Origin of the sequence: Alkalibacterium putridalgicola, assembly GCF_900109825.1 — a bacterium.
Lineage (GTDB): Bacteria > Bacillota > Bacilli > Lactobacillales > Carnobacteriaceae_A > Alkalibacterium > Alkalibacterium putridalgicola.
In genome coordinates this window covers 1-15,487 of sequence record NZ_FOBL01000007.1, presented here as the reverse complement: position 1 = coordinate 15,487, position 15,487 = coordinate 1, and the positions used below count along the sequence as shown (strand labels likewise).

General features: G+C 46.8%; 16 protein-coding genes. 1 reads left to right on the top strand and 15 read right to left on the bottom strand.

What is annotated here, in order from left to right:
* Positions 1-471: 471 nt before the first annotated feature.
* From BMX84_RS03455 to BMX84_RS03390, 14 genes are all read right to left on the bottom strand, one after another.
* Positions 472-1,044: a hypothetical protein gene (locus BMX84_RS03455; RefSeq protein ID WP_091487254.1), complete on the bottom strand. Its 573-nt coding sequence runs from the start codon at positions 1,042-1,044 to the stop codon at positions 472-474.
* A 73-nt stretch (positions 1,045-1,117) separates the two neighbouring features.
* Positions 1,118-1,630, bottom strand: coding sequence for a transcription repressor NadR (locus BMX84_RS03450; RefSeq protein ID WP_091487253.1), 513 nt, complete (start codon positions 1,628-1,630; stop codon positions 1,118-1,120).
* Positions 1,631-1,654: 24 nt separating this feature from the next.
* On the bottom strand, positions 1,655-3,367 hold the full coding sequence (locus BMX84_RS03445) for an ABC transporter ATP-binding protein (protein WP_091487251.1): 1,713 nt from the start codon (positions 3,365-3,367) through the stop codon (positions 1,655-1,657).
* A gap of 125 nt (positions 3,368-3,492) precedes the next feature.
* Positions 3,493-5,577, bottom strand: coding sequence for a glycine--tRNA ligase subunit beta (gene glyS, locus BMX84_RS03440; protein ID WP_091487250.1), 2,085 nt, complete (start codon positions 5,575-5,577; stop codon positions 3,493-3,495).
* Entirely contained in the window at positions 5,577-6,506 is a 930-nt protein-coding gene (gene glyQ, locus BMX84_RS03435; RefSeq protein WP_091487248.1) for a glycine--tRNA ligase subunit alpha, read from the bottom strand. The genes glyS and glyQ overlap by 1 nt, the downstream gene beginning before the upstream one ends.
* 327 nt (positions 6,507-6,833) lie before the next feature.
* A complete protein-coding gene (recO, locus tag BMX84_RS03430; protein ID WP_091487246.1) occupies positions 6,834-7,619 on the bottom strand; it encodes a DNA repair protein RecO in 786 nt (261 codons plus the stop codon).
* Positions 7,620-7,648: 29 nt separating this feature from the next.
* Positions 7,649-8,560: a GTPase Era gene (era, locus tag BMX84_RS03425; protein ID WP_091487245.1), complete on the bottom strand. Its 912-nt coding sequence runs from the start codon at positions 8,558-8,560 to the stop codon at positions 7,649-7,651.
* Positions 8,557-8,961 carry a cytidine deaminase gene (locus BMX84_RS12595; protein ID WP_091487243.1) on the bottom strand — a complete coding sequence of 135 codons (405 nt, stop codon included), beginning with the start codon at positions 8,959-8,961 and terminating at the stop codon, positions 8,557-8,559. The genes era and BMX84_RS12595 overlap by 4 nt, the downstream gene beginning before the upstream one ends.
* A 28-nt stretch (positions 8,962-8,989) precedes the next feature.
* Positions 8,990-9,385, bottom strand: a complete 396-nt coding sequence (locus BMX84_RS03415; protein WP_091487241.1) for a diacylglycerol kinase family protein — start codon at positions 9,383-9,385, stop codon at positions 8,990-8,992.
* Complete coding sequence (ybeY, locus tag BMX84_RS03410; protein WP_091487239.1) at positions 9,369-9,839, bottom strand: rRNA maturation RNase YbeY; 471 nt, start codon at positions 9,837-9,839, stop codon at positions 9,369-9,371. The genes BMX84_RS03415 and ybeY overlap by 17 nt, the downstream gene beginning before the upstream one ends.
* The gene (locus BMX84_RS03405; protein ID WP_246119105.1) at positions 9,839-10,810 is read right to left on the bottom strand and encodes a PhoH family protein; all 972 of its coding nucleotides are present in this window, start codon (positions 10,808-10,810) and stop codon (positions 9,839-9,841) included. Before BMX84_RS03405 ends, ybeY begins: the two co-directional genes overlap by 1 nt.
* A 206-nt stretch (positions 10,811-11,016) precedes the next feature.
* Entirely contained in the window at positions 11,017-11,463 is a 447-nt protein-coding gene (locus tag BMX84_RS03400; RefSeq protein ID WP_091487236.1) for a GatB/YqeY domain-containing protein, read from the bottom strand.
* A 45-nt stretch (positions 11,464-11,508) separates the two neighbouring features.
* Positions 11,509-11,679 carry a 30S ribosomal protein S21 gene (gene rpsU, locus BMX84_RS03395; RefSeq protein ID WP_091487234.1) on the bottom strand — a complete coding sequence of 57 codons (171 nt, stop codon included), beginning with the start codon at positions 11,677-11,679 and terminating at the stop codon, positions 11,509-11,511.
* A 209-nt stretch (positions 11,680-11,888) separates the two neighbouring features.
* The gene (locus BMX84_RS03390) at positions 11,889-12,317 is read right to left on the bottom strand and encodes a Fur family transcriptional regulator (protein WP_091487232.1); all 429 of its coding nucleotides are present in this window, start codon (positions 12,315-12,317) and stop codon (positions 11,889-11,891) included.
* Between the two features lie 143 nt (positions 12,318-12,460).
* On the opposite strand from BMX84_RS03390, the gene BMX84_RS03385 reads away from it, so the two are divergent.
* The gene (locus BMX84_RS03385) at positions 12,461-13,273 is read left to right on the top strand and encodes a pyruvate, water dikinase regulatory protein (protein WP_091487230.1); all 813 of its coding nucleotides are present in this window, start codon (positions 12,461-12,463) and stop codon (positions 13,271-13,273) included.
* 150 nt (positions 13,274-13,423) lie between these two features.
* Here the strand turns inward: BMX84_RS03385 and BMX84_RS03380 are convergent, their stop codons facing one another.
* Positions 13,424-14,992 (bottom strand): Mur ligase family protein, encoded by a 1,569-nt coding sequence (locus BMX84_RS03380; protein ID WP_091487356.1) that lies wholly within the window; start codon positions 14,990-14,992, stop codon positions 13,424-13,426.
* Positions 14,993-15,487 lie beyond the last annotated feature (495 nt).

Here is a 15,487-nt window from a genome sequence, read left to right as displayed (position 1 = left end):
CCCTTCGTGGCCTGTTGCATTATAGGGATCAAAGAATAGCATACTGACCCTATAATAATCAATCTTTAGTATACCAAAATATCTTTGTTATGTAAATCATTCGACTCGAAGGTTGCAGGTGATCGGAGTGCGCCATATCAAACTGATTTAACACGTGATTGCTGAGTTAGTTCAGTTGAGAAATCAGATAAATCGTCTTTGAGACTACTTCCTCAGAAAATGTGTGACGAACTGGTCACTAAACATTCTTTGCGACCACTTCCTAGACAAATGGGCACCGAACTGGACACTAAACACTTATTGAGACTACTTCCAAAAAACATTTATATAGAACTAGTCACTAATTCCTTTTTGGCACCACTTCTTGAACAAACAATAAAAGAACGTGTTCCTGTCCCCCCATTCGATCAAAAACTCAACAAAGGAAAAAGGCTGGAAAATTTTCCAGCCTTTCCGATCAAAAATATTTTATCAAGCGGTGACTTTCCTTGCGATCTGATTCATGCGCTTACCTAAACTCTTCCAGATGATCTGGGCGATAAAGAAATCGACCATGCTGTGAACGAGTGTCCCTACCCCGACCAGCAGAAAGACGACATAGAAAAAGCCTTGGTCATAGTCGCCGCCTGAAAGGATACCGAGGAAAAACAGTGAAACGACAAAAACTTCAGCCAGAGCATGGACCAGTCCTATCCAGAAGGAAAAAATTTGACTCTTCAGTGGTGACGACAGCACGTCTTCCTTTCTGTTCTGCAGATAAAACGCACCGATGAGCGCAAAAACCACGTGGCTCAGCGCACGGAGGGTAATGACGATCGGCAGACCGGCAAGTAAGAAGCCCGCAGCTGATCCCAGCGAGACCAGCACAGCGATTTTTGGCGAAAGGAACATGGCGAAAAAGATCGCGACATGACTCGCCAAAGTGAATGACATGGGTGGAATGACGACCCTTACCGGCATGACCATCGGAATCATGATCGCGATGGCCGTAAGCAAAGCTGTGATCGTCAGTTTTAACGTATTGGTCCTTTTGATAAAAAACATCTCCTTGTTTTATGTATATATAGGTGTCTTTACACCTATTTAGTATACGGAGGTTCAAGGAGATGTCAATAGTTTATTCGTAGAGAAAGCCTTTTTCTTTCATTTTGCCGATCAGTTTATCGCGTGTCGCTTCGTCTTTGGCCCGGATCGTATGCGTATGGATACCGTGCGTCAGTTTCGAAAGCAGGGACGTATCCGTTTCATCCAGCTTATCGAGGAACTCATCGGCTTCCAGTCGGCTGGAGATATTCAGGTCGCCCCGGATCATCCCATAAAGCGGATGCTCCACGATCACATCCAGGACCTCACAGCCGGTATCCACGATCGTATAGAGTTCTTCTTTCGTTTCTTCACGGGTATGCATGCAGACCAGCTGCGTCGTTACCCCGGGAGCCGCTGCCTTTCTCATCATATACCCTTTAGGTGTAGAATAAATGTCCTGCCCGGCCGCACGGATGAGAGCGATATCTCCGACGATGACCTGACGGCTGACATCGAACTGTTCTGCCAGTGCACGCGCGACGATCGGATCGGCACTGTTTTTTAAAAGGACAAGAATCTCTTCGCGTCTTTGTTCTGCTTCCATAGTGATCCTCCTAATCAAAATATCTTAAGAAAACTGAGCATCGTACAAGGCTTTATAGGCACCGTCATGGGCGATCAGTTCATCGTGACTTCCCTGTTCTACGATGCCTTTGTCAGCAACGACGACGATGCGGTCGGCATTTTTGATCGTCGCCAGTCTATGGGCAATGATCAGTGTCGTTCTACCTCTGGACAAGCTGTCTAAGGCTTCCTGGATCGCCTGCTCCGTTTCTGTATCCAAAGCTGAGGTCGCTTCATCTAAAATCAGTATCGGCGGGTTTTTCAAAAAGATACGGGCGATCGACAGGCGCTGCTTCTGACCACCTGACAACTTCACTCCCCGTTCCCCGATGATCGTATCCAGTCCTCTCGGCAGCTGGTTTACGACGTCTTCTAAATTAGCCATTTTAACGGCTTCGGCGACTTCTGCTTGCGTTGCATCCAGTTTACCATAAAGGATATTTTCTCGGATCGTTCCCGGGAACAGGAAGACATCCTGCTGGACCACGCCGATCTGTTCTCTTAAGGACTGCAGTTTGATCTCTTTGATCGAATAGCCGTCAATAGTGATCTTGCCGCTGTCGATGTCATAGAAACGCGGCAGCAGGTTACAGATGGTCGTCTTTCCGGCCCCGCTTGGACCCACGAAGGCGACCGTTTCACCGGCTTTTATAGATAAATTAATATCTTCCAGTACGACCTGATTTTCTTCATAGCTGAACTGGACGTCTTTGTATTCGATATCCCCGTCAAGCTTATTGACCTCATAAGCGTATTCTGTATCCTTGACTTCAGGACTGCGCCCCATCTCTTCCAGGAGACGACGGAAACCGGCGATCCCTTTCGGATAACTTTCGATCATGTGATTCACTTTTTCGATCGGTCGCACGAATACATTCGCAAAGAGGATAAAGGCCACAAGATCCCCGTAGCCGATTTCGCCTTGTATAGTAAAGTAAGCGCCGAAGAACAGGGTGAACAGACTGATCAGTCGGATGAAAAAGTAGTTGTAGGAATGACTGACCGCCATCGTTTTATAAAACAGATATTTCGACTTCTTGTAAGCCTGGTTCAAACGATCGAAACGTCCCTGTTCGAATGCTTCATTGGAAAAAGCCTGAACGACGCGGATCCCACCGACAGAGGCTTCGATGCCGGCCGAGAAGTTTGCCAGATCATCATAGATCTGCGTATTGACCTGGGTCATGCGCTTGTTGAAAAATCCTAAAGCTACCGCTATAAAAGGCACCAGGAAGAAGGTCATTAAAGCCAGCTGGACATGCACATTCAGCATCAGGCCAAACGCCCCCAGTAGTGTAAAGATCGTAATGAACACATCTTCCGGTCCGTGATGTGCCACTTCGGCGATCTCGAACAAGTCGGATGTCAGCCGGGTAATGAGTGTCCCTGTTTCCCGGTCATCAAAATAAGAAAACGACTGCTTCTGGAGATGATCGTATAAGTCCTGACGCATGTCTGTTTCGATGTTCGTCCCCAGCTTATGCCCGTAATATGTAACCACATAATGGAGGGTCGTATTGACCATATACACCAAGAGCAGTCCTATGGATACCCAAATGATCAGAGGCCAGTCACCACTCGGCAGGATACGGTCCACGACCTGCTGGACCATGATCGGAAAGGCAAGTTCCAGCACAGCCACGATGGTCGCGGCGGAAAAGTCCAGTGTGAACAGTTTCCTGTAAGGCTGGTAATAGGAAAAGAATTTTTTTAGCATGAGATGAGGCTCCTTCATTTTATTTCCATTTAACCTTTATTATGAACCTCTCTTGACTTATGTCACGAGGGTTCTCGGCTGTATTATAAACGAAAGAAGACAGAAAAACTGCCTTCTTTGTCTGCTTATTTGATAACGAGTGTGCTGAACTGGGCAAAGGGTCTTGCCAGTCTATCGATACGGTCCAGTAGAGCCAGACGATTGGCTTTGACTGCTTCGTCGTCTGCCATGACCATGTTTTCTTCGAAGAAAGCATCGATCAGTGGGTGAAGCAGAACGAACTGCTTCCACGTCTCACCGGCACTGATATCTTTTTCATTCAGCATCTGTATACCCGTCACCGCATCATAAAGTGCGCGCTCGGAGTCTGATTCAAACCGTTCAGCATCCACAGCTACATTCGGATCTGCTTTTTCAGCCAGATTTGCGACACGGGTCAGCGACTCGACCACCGGTTTGAACTGGTCGGTCTGCTTCTCTGCTTTCAGGACTTTAGCCTGATCGATCAAAGCCACGATGTTATCGTGTGACGCGTTCAGAACAGCTTCTCTCACATCATAGTCCTTATCCAGACCGGCATATTTTGTGAGCCACACATCCAGACGGTCCTGAATGAACTGGCTGACATTTCCTTTGTTCTGTTCATAGAGAGCTTTGGTTTCAATGTTCTGAACATCGTGAATGATCCCATCGATCCACTCGCTGATAGACAGCGGCAGGTCGAAGGCTTCGATCATGCGAACGATCCCCATGGCCTGTCTTCTTAAGGCGAACGGGTCATTGGAACCGGTCGGGATCAATCCGATGGCGAAGAAGGACATCAGTGAATCCATCTTGTCCGCCAGTGAGATGATAGCCCCGACCTTACTTTCCGGTAGTTTGCCTTCCATGCTGTCCGGCAGGTACTGTTCAGCCAGCGCTTGAGAAACAGCGTCTGATTCCTTGCGTTCGCGGGCAAAGATTCCGGCGATCTGTCCTTGAAGTGATGTAAATTCTGTAACGGTCTGCGTGACCAGATCAAATTTACAGATGCGTGCGGCGCGTTTCACGTCTGTTTCTTTTTCCACTTTCAAATCGAAATAGGGAACAAGACTTTCAGCGATCCGTTCGATGCGTTCCTGTTTTTCGTATAGTGAACCGATTTTTTCGTGGAAAGAAACATGTTTCAGTTTTTCAACGAAATAGTCGATGGTATGCTTGTTGTCTTCTTCATAGAAGAAAGCCGCATCAGCCAGTCGGGCACTCAAAACTTTTTCATTCCCTTTACGTACAAAGTCGAGCCCTTGATCATTCCCGTTTCTCACAGCGATAAAGTACGGAAGGAACGAACCTTCTTCGCCTGCCTCACGGACAGGGAAGTAACGCTGGTGATCGGCCATAGCCGTTTCCAGTACAATCTCAGGGACTTTCAGGTAGTCTTCGTCAAAGGAACCGGAAAAGACGGTCGGATATTCCACTAAGTCAGTCACTTCATCGACTAAGGACACGTTATCAGTCGGGTCCTGCCAGTTGTTTTCCTGACACAAGTCTCTGATCTGCGTGACGATAGCCTTTCTGCGTTCATCCCGGTCGACCAGGACGGATTCCTGTTTCAATGCTTCTTCATAGTCTTTTGCATGGTCCAGTGTCACTGAACTGCCTAAGAATCGGTGGCCTCTAGTTTCTCTGCCTGAAGCAACATCAAAGAGCTTCATGTCGACGACGTCTGCGTCTAAAAGAGCAACGAGCCAATGGACCGGACGGATGAAACGGTGAGACGAATTTCCCCACTTCATCGATACCGGGAAAGTCATGGATGGCAGTCGGTCGGCGAGGGTTTTCAGAACCTCTTCTGCCGACTGGCCTTTGATTTCTTTCTCGATAAAGACATACTCTTCGCCTTTTACTTCTTTGAAGACAATATCGTCGACCGACGCTTTCTGACCTTTTGAAAAGCCGATGGCCGCTTTTGACCAGTTGCCTTCATCGTCCACGGCGATACGCTTGGCCGGTCCTTTGACTGTCTCCGTGCGGTCTTCCTGTTTTTCTTCCAGTTCACTGACACTGACGGCCAGACGTCTGGGTGTACTGTAGACATCGATCGTTGAATAATTCAGGCCATTTTCTTTCAAGTGTGTGCTTACCATCGTTTTTAACTGACTGGCAGATCTTGAGACGACTTTCGCCGGCATCTCTTCCAGTCCGATTTCAAGTAAAAATGTGTGTGTCATTATTTTTCCTCCTTAACGCCGTACTTTTCGACCCATTTGGCTGTCTCACTGTCTTTGATCAGCGGGAAGGAAAGTTTTGCGCGTTCTTCTAAAAAGGCTTTGGCGATTAGACGCGCCATATGACGGATGCGTTTCAGATAATCCGGACGATCTGTCGCAGAAACAGCTCCTCTGGCATCCAGCAGATTGAAGGCATGGCTGCATTTCAATACATAGTCATAAGCCGGATGGACCAGGTTGTTGTCGATCTGCTTCAACGCTTCCTTTTCAAAAGATGAAAACTGGCTGAACAAAAAGGCCGTGTCGCTGTGGTCGAAAGAATACGCTGAGTGTTCATATTCAGGGTGCTTGAAGATCTCACCGTATTTCACGCCCGGTGCCCATTCGATATCATAGACACTGTTGACGTCCTGGATATAAGAAGCCAGACGTTCCAGTCCGTATGTCAGTTCGCTCGTCACGGAATCCACTTCAAGACCACCGACCTGCTGGAAGTAAGTGAACTGGGTGACTTCCATGCCGTCCAGCCAAACTTCCCAGCCCAGACCGGCACAGCCTAAAGACGGATTCTCCCAGTTATCTTCAACAAAGCGGATATCGTGTTTCAGAGGATCGATTCCCAGTGCTTTCAGACTTTCGATGTACAGCTCCTGGATATTTTTTGGTGAAGGTTTCATCACGACCTGGAACTGATGGTGCTGATAAAGACGGTTCGGGTTCTCACCGTAACGTCCGTCAGCTGGTCGGCGGCTCGGTTCAACGTAGGCAGCGTTCCATGGCTCAGGTCCGATGGCACGCAAAAACGTATAAGGGCTCATCGTTCCGGCCCCTTTTTCTGTGTCGTAGGCCTGCATCAGCATGCACCCCTGTTTGGACCAGAATTGCTGCAGCGTTAAAATGATATCTTGAAACGTTTTCTTTTCTTCCATTTTTCTCTCTCCTTTTAATAAAACAACAAAAAAAGACTCGTCTCTATACTGATACGCGTGTTCAGTATAGGGACGAGTCTTCTCGCGGTTCCACCCTACTTCTAGCTTAAGATTATGAAGCCAGCACTTTTAAATGGACACTCCGGATGCCTTTCAAAACAGTGATGTCCGTGGCTCCCACTCGCCCACAGTCGCTTAAACGATCCGCTGTTCCTACTCTTTCCTTCATTGTGTCTTCTGTTTTATTTACTTTTTCTTCTATAGTCTATCTTAACTGAATGACATGATTTGTCAATCTTAAACTTTCATACCAGCTGAGTCGCCTTATCAGTCCGTTGCATCTTCCTGCGGCTTCATCAGATTTTCCCATTCTTTCATGCTGTCGATGAACTTCCGGCTCTTGAGCCGAATGCCGACCAGTTCGTCATAAAGCTGATCGATCACAGCCCGGATCTCTTTCTTCGTCTCGTCTTTGACCGAGATCGAATTGATCTTGTCAAAGGAGATCACTGAAAACAGCCGGATAAAGTGGATCGCCTTGGGACTGGCATGATAACGCCGTTCGTCTTCGTAGTAATGTTTCGGGCACAGCAGCCCATGATGCAGGCTTGAATAGTCGAAAGCCCCTTCTGTCACGCCGCAGATCACACAGCCGCGCAGTTCAGGCATGACCCCGAAGTATCTCAGAAAACGCATTTCAAAGATATTCATGATCACTTCAGCATCCAGACCTTCATCTATCGCTTCCAGCCCCAAAACGAGCTGTGCGAATAATCCCGGATCCATCTGTCTGTCTTCCAGAGCCGCATCAGCCAGCTGCAGAACATAGGTACCGTAGGCGTTCTTGAAGATGTCCTGCTGGATGGCAGAAAAAGGTGACACGAGTTTGGAATCCCGGAGGAAACTCAAACCCGTGTCTCGGATATCAGCGATATATGTCGCCTGAGTAAACGGCTGGATGGCCGGCTTCAGTTTATTGTTCGGGTTTTTCGTTCCGCGGACAAAAAACATCAGCTTTCCGTATTCCCGTGTAAACAGCTTGACCAGAAAGTCCCGCTCGCGGTGCTTTCTGACTGATAAAACGATGCCATGCACTTCTTCTAGCTGAGACACTCAGTCACCTTCTCACTTTCCCGTTAACCTTAATATTCTTCTTTATTGTAGCCGAAATCCTTCAGATTGGTCTGCTTGTCGCGCCAGTCGCTCTGCACTTTGACGAACAGTTCCAGATAGATCTTGTCGCCTAAAAGTTTTTCGATATCCCGGCGGGCATTGATGCCGATATCTTTGATCGTTTTGCCTTGCTTACCGATAATGATCCCTTTTTGCGATTTACGCTCCACATTGATCACGGCTCTGACTTCCACTTTATCATCGGCATTGCGCTGCATGCTCTCGATGACCACAGCGATCGAATGGGGCACTTCTTCACGGGTACGCTCCAGTACTTTCTCACGGATCAGTTCAGACACGATAAAATACTCGGGGTGATCTGTCACCTGGTCTTCTGGATAGAACTGCGGGCCTTCAGGAAGATAATTGCGGATCGTATCCACTAAATGGTCGACATTGTTGCCTTCCATGGCTGAGATCGGCACGATTTCTGCAAATTCCATCTGCTTGTTGTAGTCCTCGATGATCGGAAGCAGTTCATCCGGGTGGACCTGATCGATTTTATTCAGGACGAGAAACACCGGGCTCTCCACATACTTCAGTTTATCAATGATGTAGTTATCACCGGCGCCGCGTTTTTCGGCCACATTGACCAGAAACAGAACAACATCCACTTCGTTGAATGTGCTGAGCGCTGTTTCGACCATGAAGTCACCCAGACGATGTTTCGGTTTATGGATCCCGGGAGTATCGATAAAGACGATCTGTTCATCATCTGTCGTGTAAATACCCTGGATCTTGTTGCGGGTCGTCTGTGCCTTGTCGCTCATGATGGCGATCTTCTGTCCGACAAGTCGGTTGAGCAAGGTCGATTTTCCTACATTGGGCCGGCCGACGATGGAGACGAATCCTGACTTATAAGCTGTTGTTTCTCTACTCAAACCATATCCTCCGCCTGGAAGGCGCCCGGCAGCAATTCTGCTACGGTCGTTTCTTTGATTTTGCCATCTTCGTTGGTCAGTAAAACTTTCATATCCGGTTCGAAGAATTCGACCATGACCTGGCGGCAGGCGCCACATGGAGAGATCGGTTCGTCCGTTCCACCTGTGATGACGAAATAATCAAAGTCCTTTTCACCTTCTGAAACAGCTTTGAAAATCGCTGTACGCTCTGCACAGTTCGATAGGCTGTATGATGCGTTTTCAATATTACAGCCGGTATAGGTCTTGCCTTCCTTTGTCAGCAGAGCAGCTCCAACTGGAAAATGTGAATAAGGGACATAGGCTCGTTTCAGCATGCCGTCAGCTTGTTGCACTAAATCTTTTTTCTTTTGTTCATCCATTTATATCGCCTCTTTTTAGTAGTATTTTTTATATAAAAATTTGCAGTAACTTAGGTAATAGAATGATGATGCCGACCAGTGCGGCGAAGCCTGCCGTAACGAGAACAACAGCCGCTGCCATGTCCTTGACTTTCTTGGCGATCGGATGAAACTCTTCCGTGACCAGGTCAACGACGTTCTCCACCACTGTATTGATGAGTTCCATAACGAACACCAGGTAGCTGACAAGGATCAGCCAGAGCCACTCATAGCGTGTCAGGTCAAGGAACAGCGACACGACCAGAACAAGGAGCCCTGTGATGACGTGGGTCCGCATGTTTCGTTCTTCCTGAAAGGCCGTCTTGACGCCCCAGAAAGCATAGCGGAAGGATTCTCTGTATTTTCTGTTTTTACCTGGAAGGTCGTGCCTATCTTTTGAGTCCATACTCTCTTAAAATCTCCTCTTGTAGTGAAAACATTTCCTTCTCATCGGTCTCGGTCATATGATCGTAGCCGTTCAAATGCAGGAAGCCGTGAACGAGCAGAAAGCCCAGCTCGCGGTCGACTGAATGACCATACTCCTCGGCCTGCTCGACAGCCTTGTCATAGGAGAGAAAAATGTCCCCAAGGTCTCTCGGGATCTCTCCTTCTTCCATATCCAGCGTCATGAAGATGTCTTCATCGTCTTCCAGGGCGAAACTGATGACGTCCGTGACGGCATCTTTGTTCCGGTATTCCCGGTTGATCTCTCTGATTTTCTGATCGTCGACCACAGTGACCGAGATCTCAGCGTTTTCCGGGATAGACAGTTTCGCGGCAGCGAACTGCAGCAAATCTTCCATCCAGGCTGTTTTTTCCGGTGTGAGCTGTTTTGTTTCATCGTATATCGCGATATCCATTAGTCATCCCCGCCCGTTTCATTGACATAGGCATCGATCACTTTGGCCACGAGCGGATGTCTGACGACGTCCTCCGCCTCGAAGTGCACATGAGCGATACCATTGACGTTGCTCAAGACGCGTTCGGCATGGATCAGTCCGCTGCTCACGCGTTTAGGCAAGTCGATCTGGGTGATGTCCCCGTTGATGACCATCTTTGAGCCGAAGCCGAGACGCGTCAAAAACATCTTCATCTGCTGGGTCGTCGTATTCTGTGCTTCGTCTAAAATGATGAAGGCATCATCGAGCGTCCGTCCGCGCATGTAAGCCAGCGGCGCGATCTCGATGGTCTCACGCTCGATCAGCCGATTGGTATGTTCGGTGCCGAAAATCGTGTACAAAGCATCATATAAGGGACGAAGATACGGATCCACCTTTTCTTTTAAGTCGCCGGGCAAGAAGCCCAGGTTCTCGCCGGCTTCAACGGCAGGACGTGTCAAGATGATGCGCTTGACATCGCCTCTGCGCATCGCTGCAACTGCCATAGCGACAGCGACAAAGGTCTTTCCTGTACCCGCAGGACCGATACCGAAAACGATGTCGTGATTCTTGATCGCCTCGATATAGTTGCGCTGGCCCACGTTCCTGGCGCGCAGGATCTTGCCGTCTTTATCGCGGGTGATCTCTTCTTCGTACATGCGGACGAATTTTCCGAGCTTGCCCTGTTTTGCCATACGGATAGCAGACACGATATCCGCTTTTTTTATTGTTATGCCTTTCTCTTCCAGGACTAACAGCTGCTGGAAAAGAGAGTCGATCAGATCGATAGTTTCACTGTCACCTTCGATCTCAAGATTGGTCCCGCGGCTGTTGATGACCACGTCCATTTCTTCTTCGATCAAGTTTAAATAACTGTTTTGAGGACCAAATAGCGCAAAAACGCGCTGCGAATCTTCTAAGTGAATCTGTCGCTTCTCATTTGATTCAGTCAAGCAGTTAACATCTCCTTCTTTGATAAGACTGACGCTATCATCAGCACTCATTCGATAGTCGTTTAAGTATATAAATAATAGCATAAATAGCTAAAAAACTCTATAAAGTTGCAGAAAATCACATGTTTACCTTCTTCGGACTCACCAGTCCATAAAAAGAACGCTGTTTAGAAAGTTCTAAACAGCGTTCTTTTATGATCAAAGGTTTATTTATTAAGTTCTTCTTTTACGATCGAGCTTACTAATGATCCATCAGCTTTGCCTTTTACTTTCGGCATCAACGCACCCATCACTTTACCCATGTCCTGCATGGATGACGCCTGCGTTTGAGCGATCGTTTCCTGAACAATGGTACGAACCTCATCTTCACTGAGTTGTTCCGGAAGATAATTATCGACAACGGAGAGCTCTTTTTCCAGTTTAAGGACCAGATCATCACGACCGGCGGCCTTAAATTCATTCAAAGACTCCAGACGCTGTTTCTTCTCACGAGCAAGGATCGTTAATTCTTCTTCCTCGGAAAGTTCCTCGCCTTTGTTGATTTGTTCAGTTTGAAGCGCAGATTTCAGCATACGAACAGTTGATAATGTTTCTTTATCTTTCTGTTTCATAGCCGTTTTCATATCCTGATTCAGTTGATCAAGTTTACTCATCTCGTCCACCTTCTATCATGTCGAAGCACATCGTAAAGCGAGAAATTACTTGCGTTTACGTGCTTCGATAGATTTCTTTTTACGTTTAACACTTGGTTTATCGTAGTACTCGCGTTTACGGGCTTCTTTCATAGTGCCGGATTTAGAAACGGAACGTTTAAAACGACGTAGAGCATCCTCAAGATCTTCACCTTTTTTGAGTTCTGTTTTAGTCAACGTTCTTCCCCTCCCCTCGTACATTCAGGGAGTTCCATTTTGCAAGAAATAAAATAGTCACAATTGGTCTTCCCTATCACTAAATGATGTAATTGCAGGGTATACGTAAAGTATAATACAATTCACTGTTTATTATATACAATAAAAGAGAGAGCGTCAACCTCATCATCAAATAAATCCTGACAAAATTATAAACACTCTCTCTTTTTTTAATTAGTCGACTGCAGCTGCAGGCAATTACTGCATTTTCCAAAAAGTTCAAACCGATGTGAATCGACTTCATACCCGGGCAGCTGATCCTGAAACAGATCAAGCGGACAGTCCAGCTCTTTCGTCTTGCCGCAGACTGTACAGATAAAGTGATGATGATGCCCATGCACATCACAGGTGGCCCGGAAAAGTTTTTCTCCATTCAATTCGGTTTCTTCCACTACCTTCAATTCGACAAATGTATGCAGATTTCTGTAAATCGTATCAGGACTGATACCCGGAAACATTTTTTTCAGCTTGTCCTGGACTTCTTTGGCGGACATATATTTATTAGAGTTATAGAGTAATTCGAGGATCCGCTGTCTTTTACCAGTCGTCTTGTACCCATTGCGCTTCAGCGTTTTAACAGCTTGTTCAAAAGCAGACACACTATCGCTTCCCTTATATAGTTTGTTATTCTTAAACTAGTATATCGCAAAAGTTGAAAAATTCAAGTTTCAAATTTGTTCTCATTCTAAACGACTTCCTATATACTAAAGGTATCACTTAATTTGAGAAAGGAGATTTCATTATGTCTCAACATTCATCTTTAACCATCATGGTCCTGTCGGATTCGGTCGGAGGGACAGCAAGCAATGTCGTGCATGCCGCTCTGGCTCAGTTTCCGGATGTCGACTATGAATTGAAGAATTTCCCCTTTATCCGGGAAGAAGATCAGCTGACCGTTGTCCTTGAGAAAGCGAAACGATTCAATGCTGTCGTCCTTCATACCTTTGTCGATCCGATCCTTGTCGAGACGATCGAGACCTTCTGTACCGAACATGACATCAAATGCATCGACGTCCTCAATCCACTACTGAGTGAAGTCACCGCCCGGACGAATACGATGCCCCAGCATAAACCGGGGGCCAAGCATAAACTGGACGATAAATATTTCAACCGGATCAGTGCCCTGGAGTTTGCCGTCCAGTATGATGACGGGAAAGATCCGCGTGGCTTCCTGGAAGCAGACATCGTTATTTTAGGCATTTCCCGCACATCCAAGACTCCTTTAAGCATCTATATGGCCAATCAGGGGTATAAAGTCGCAAACCTACCGCTGATGCCTGAATCACGCCTGCCTGATGAAATCTGGTCAGTGGACCCAAATCGAATGGTCGGCTTGACGAACGAGGAAGAAATGCTGTCGAATATCAGGCGCGAACGCATGATATCTTACGGTATGGATCCTGAAACACCTTATTCCAGTAAAGAACGTATCCGCAAGGAGATCAAATACGCTGAAGAACTGTATAAAAAGCTGAACTGCCAGATCATCAACGTATCCAGCAAGTCCATCGAAGAAACATCTGCCATTATTATTGATTCATTGAATAATCATTAAACGGCTTTTCTTATACGAATAGATGCGCCCAGGTCCTGCTCCTGTTCTGACCTGAACAGAGAGCGAGATCTGGGCGCATTTCAGCTTATTGAACATGTTTGATCAAACGCGTTTAATATCCTTTCTAAAAGCAAATGAACCAGAGATCAGTCAGGATACATCTGATTTTTGAGTCGTCTCCATGCCGATCATTTTTTTAGTCATGATCGCATCGACTGCTACCCTGTCTGTTCCAGGTCTCTTTTTCAGCAGCTCCATGATGATCCGTGCGCCGTGATCCATTCCGTGAGCTCCTGTGATCAGCAGGATATCGCCCGGTTCGACCTGTGTGAGGCTGGCTGCGAGCGCATCATGCAGTTCTTCATGAAAATCTACTGCGATGCCTCTGGATTCCATGACATCCGTGAACGCCGCTGTTTCTTCTTTTTTAACCGTGTCCAGTTCCCCGACAAGTGAGCGACTGGCTGTCAGGGTCACGTTTTTGATATTCAAAGAAGGAAACCAGTCGGCCATTTTAGCTGCATTTTCCCGATTGACTTCAGTCCCTCTACTCCCGCGGACCGCATGCACAAAATGGATTGCCTTGTAATTCAAGTTTTTCAGCGCTTTTAAACTCGCCTCGATGTTGTCTTCGTTCAGGAGCAGATCGTCAATGACGGTAAATTCTTTATCGTAAAGGATCTGAAAGCGCCGTTCGACCCCTATAAAGCCTTCTATCCCCGATTTGACTATGTTTAACGGGATATCATTCACCAGTCCTGTGATGATGGCGGTCAGCGCATTATAGATAGAATAAAGTCCCGGCACCGCTAGATCGATCCGAAAAGGCTCTAAATTTATCGGTCTGCCGGTCAAACTTTTTACAGGCTTTTTCTGCGTGACAGTAAACGAAGGGATCCCGTCTGACATATCGATATCAGAAACGTGGAAGTGTCCCGAGTCATTCTTTATGCCGAAAGAGATCACCTGTGCTTCCGTTTCATCTTTCAGCTTTTCTAAAAGCGATTCGTCGATATTCAGTAATGCCGCACTCGATTTTGGCGCCTGACGAATAAACGAGGCTTTGGCATTGTAATAAGCCTCAAAAGACCCATGCAGTTCGATATGATCACGGTGGATATTTGTAAAGGCGGCTACATCGAAGGCCAAATTCTCCGTGCGCTTCAGATCTAAAGCAGACGAAGAGACTTCCATTGAGACATGCGAGACGCCTTTATCCTCCATCTTTTTCAAGTACCGCTGCAGATCCAGAGATTCCGGGGTCGTCAGTACGGCTGGCACCGTGACGTCACTGAACTTGACCAGGATCGTTCCGATGAGTCCGGTCGCCAGATCATTGGCTCTGAATACAGCATCGGTCATATATGTAATCGTCGTTTTTCCGTTCGTTCCGGTCACGCCGAATATGCGCATGTTTTGGGAAGGTCGGCCATAAAAACAGTCCGACACCAACGCCAGCGCTCTGCGCCCGTCAGCGACTAGAAACTGCGGGACCGTGATATCAGGGAGGAAGCGTTCGACGATCAGAGCTGCCGCTCCATTTTTAACTGCCGCTTCAGCATAGTTATGGCCATCTGTTTTGAAACCGCGGATACACACGAACAGTGTCCCCGGTTTGACCTTACTCGAATGATAGGCCAGATTTTTGATTTCTATATCGTGCTTACTGTTCTTTTCAGACACAGTATCGATCGACTGAAGCAGTACTGATAAGTTCATGGTATAGGTCCTCCATTTTTGATTGTGTATAGCTTTAAGACGTGAGACGTTTTCGCTACTGATCACTTCTGCGCTATCAGGGATGTAAAAAGAAGCTGCAGATGTTTTAATCCGCACTGTTAAAGCATCCTTTGTATCCTTATCATTCTAAAGTACCTTTTTAGTATATGGCAAACCATTGATCGAAGTAAATCATTTAGCTTGATAACAGTAACCGGCACGTTTTTTTTCACAGGTATTAGACTATCAGCTAAACCCTCCGAGCATCTATAATCGGCCATTCATTTTATTATGTATCGGTTTATAAGATCTGTTATCTCTAAAGTGTTCACTCAGGGTCAAACTCGTCTGCAGTACGACATTTTAGAGAAGTAGATGTTCACTCATATTCAAGCTGGCTGGCGAGCGCGACATTCGGGAGACAGAAATGTTCACTGAGCGTCTCATCATCCCGTCAGTGAACACTTTCACGGGCATACTGTTCACTCATCTCCG

Coding starts and splice junctions, on each gene's coding strand:
- BMX84_RS03455 (WP_091487254.1), bottom strand. CDS start 1,044: ATGTTTTTTATCAAAAGGACCAATACGTTAAAACTGACGATCACAGCT.
- BMX84_RS03450 (WP_091487253.1), bottom strand. CDS start 1,630: ATGGAAGCAGAACAAAGACGCGAAGAGATTCTTGTCCTTTTAAAAAAC.
- BMX84_RS03445 (WP_091487251.1), bottom strand. CDS start 3,367: ATGCTAAAAAAATTCTTTTCCTATTACCAGCCTTACAGGAAACTGTTC.
- glyS (WP_091487250.1), bottom strand. CDS start 5,577: ATGACACACACATTTTTACTTGAAATCGGACTGGAAGAGATGCCGGCG.
- glyQ (WP_091487248.1), bottom strand. CDS start 6,506: ATGGAAGAAAAGAAAACGTTTCAAGATATCATTTTAACGCTGCAGCAA.
- BMX84_RS12595 (WP_091487243.1), bottom strand. CDS start 8,961: ATGGATGAACAAAAGAAAAAAGATTTAGTGCAACAAGCTGACGGCATG.
- BMX84_RS03415 (WP_091487241.1), bottom strand. CDS start 9,385: ATGGACTCAAAAGATAGGCACGACCTTCCAGGTAAAAACAGAAAATAC.
- ybeY (WP_091487239.1), bottom strand. CDS start 9,839: ATGGATATCGCGATATACGATGAAACAAAACAGCTCACACCGGAAAAA.
- BMX84_RS03400 (WP_091487236.1), bottom strand. CDS start 11,463: ATGAGTAAACTTGATCAACTGAATCAGGATATGAAAACGGCTATGAAA.
- BMX84_RS03385 (WP_091487230.1), top strand. CDS start 12,461: ATGTCTCAACATTCATCTTTAACCATCATGGTCCTGTCGGATTCGGTC.
- BMX84_RS03380 (WP_091487356.1), bottom strand. CDS start 14,992: ATGAACTTATCAGTACTGCTTCAGTCGATCGATACTGTGTCTGAAAAG.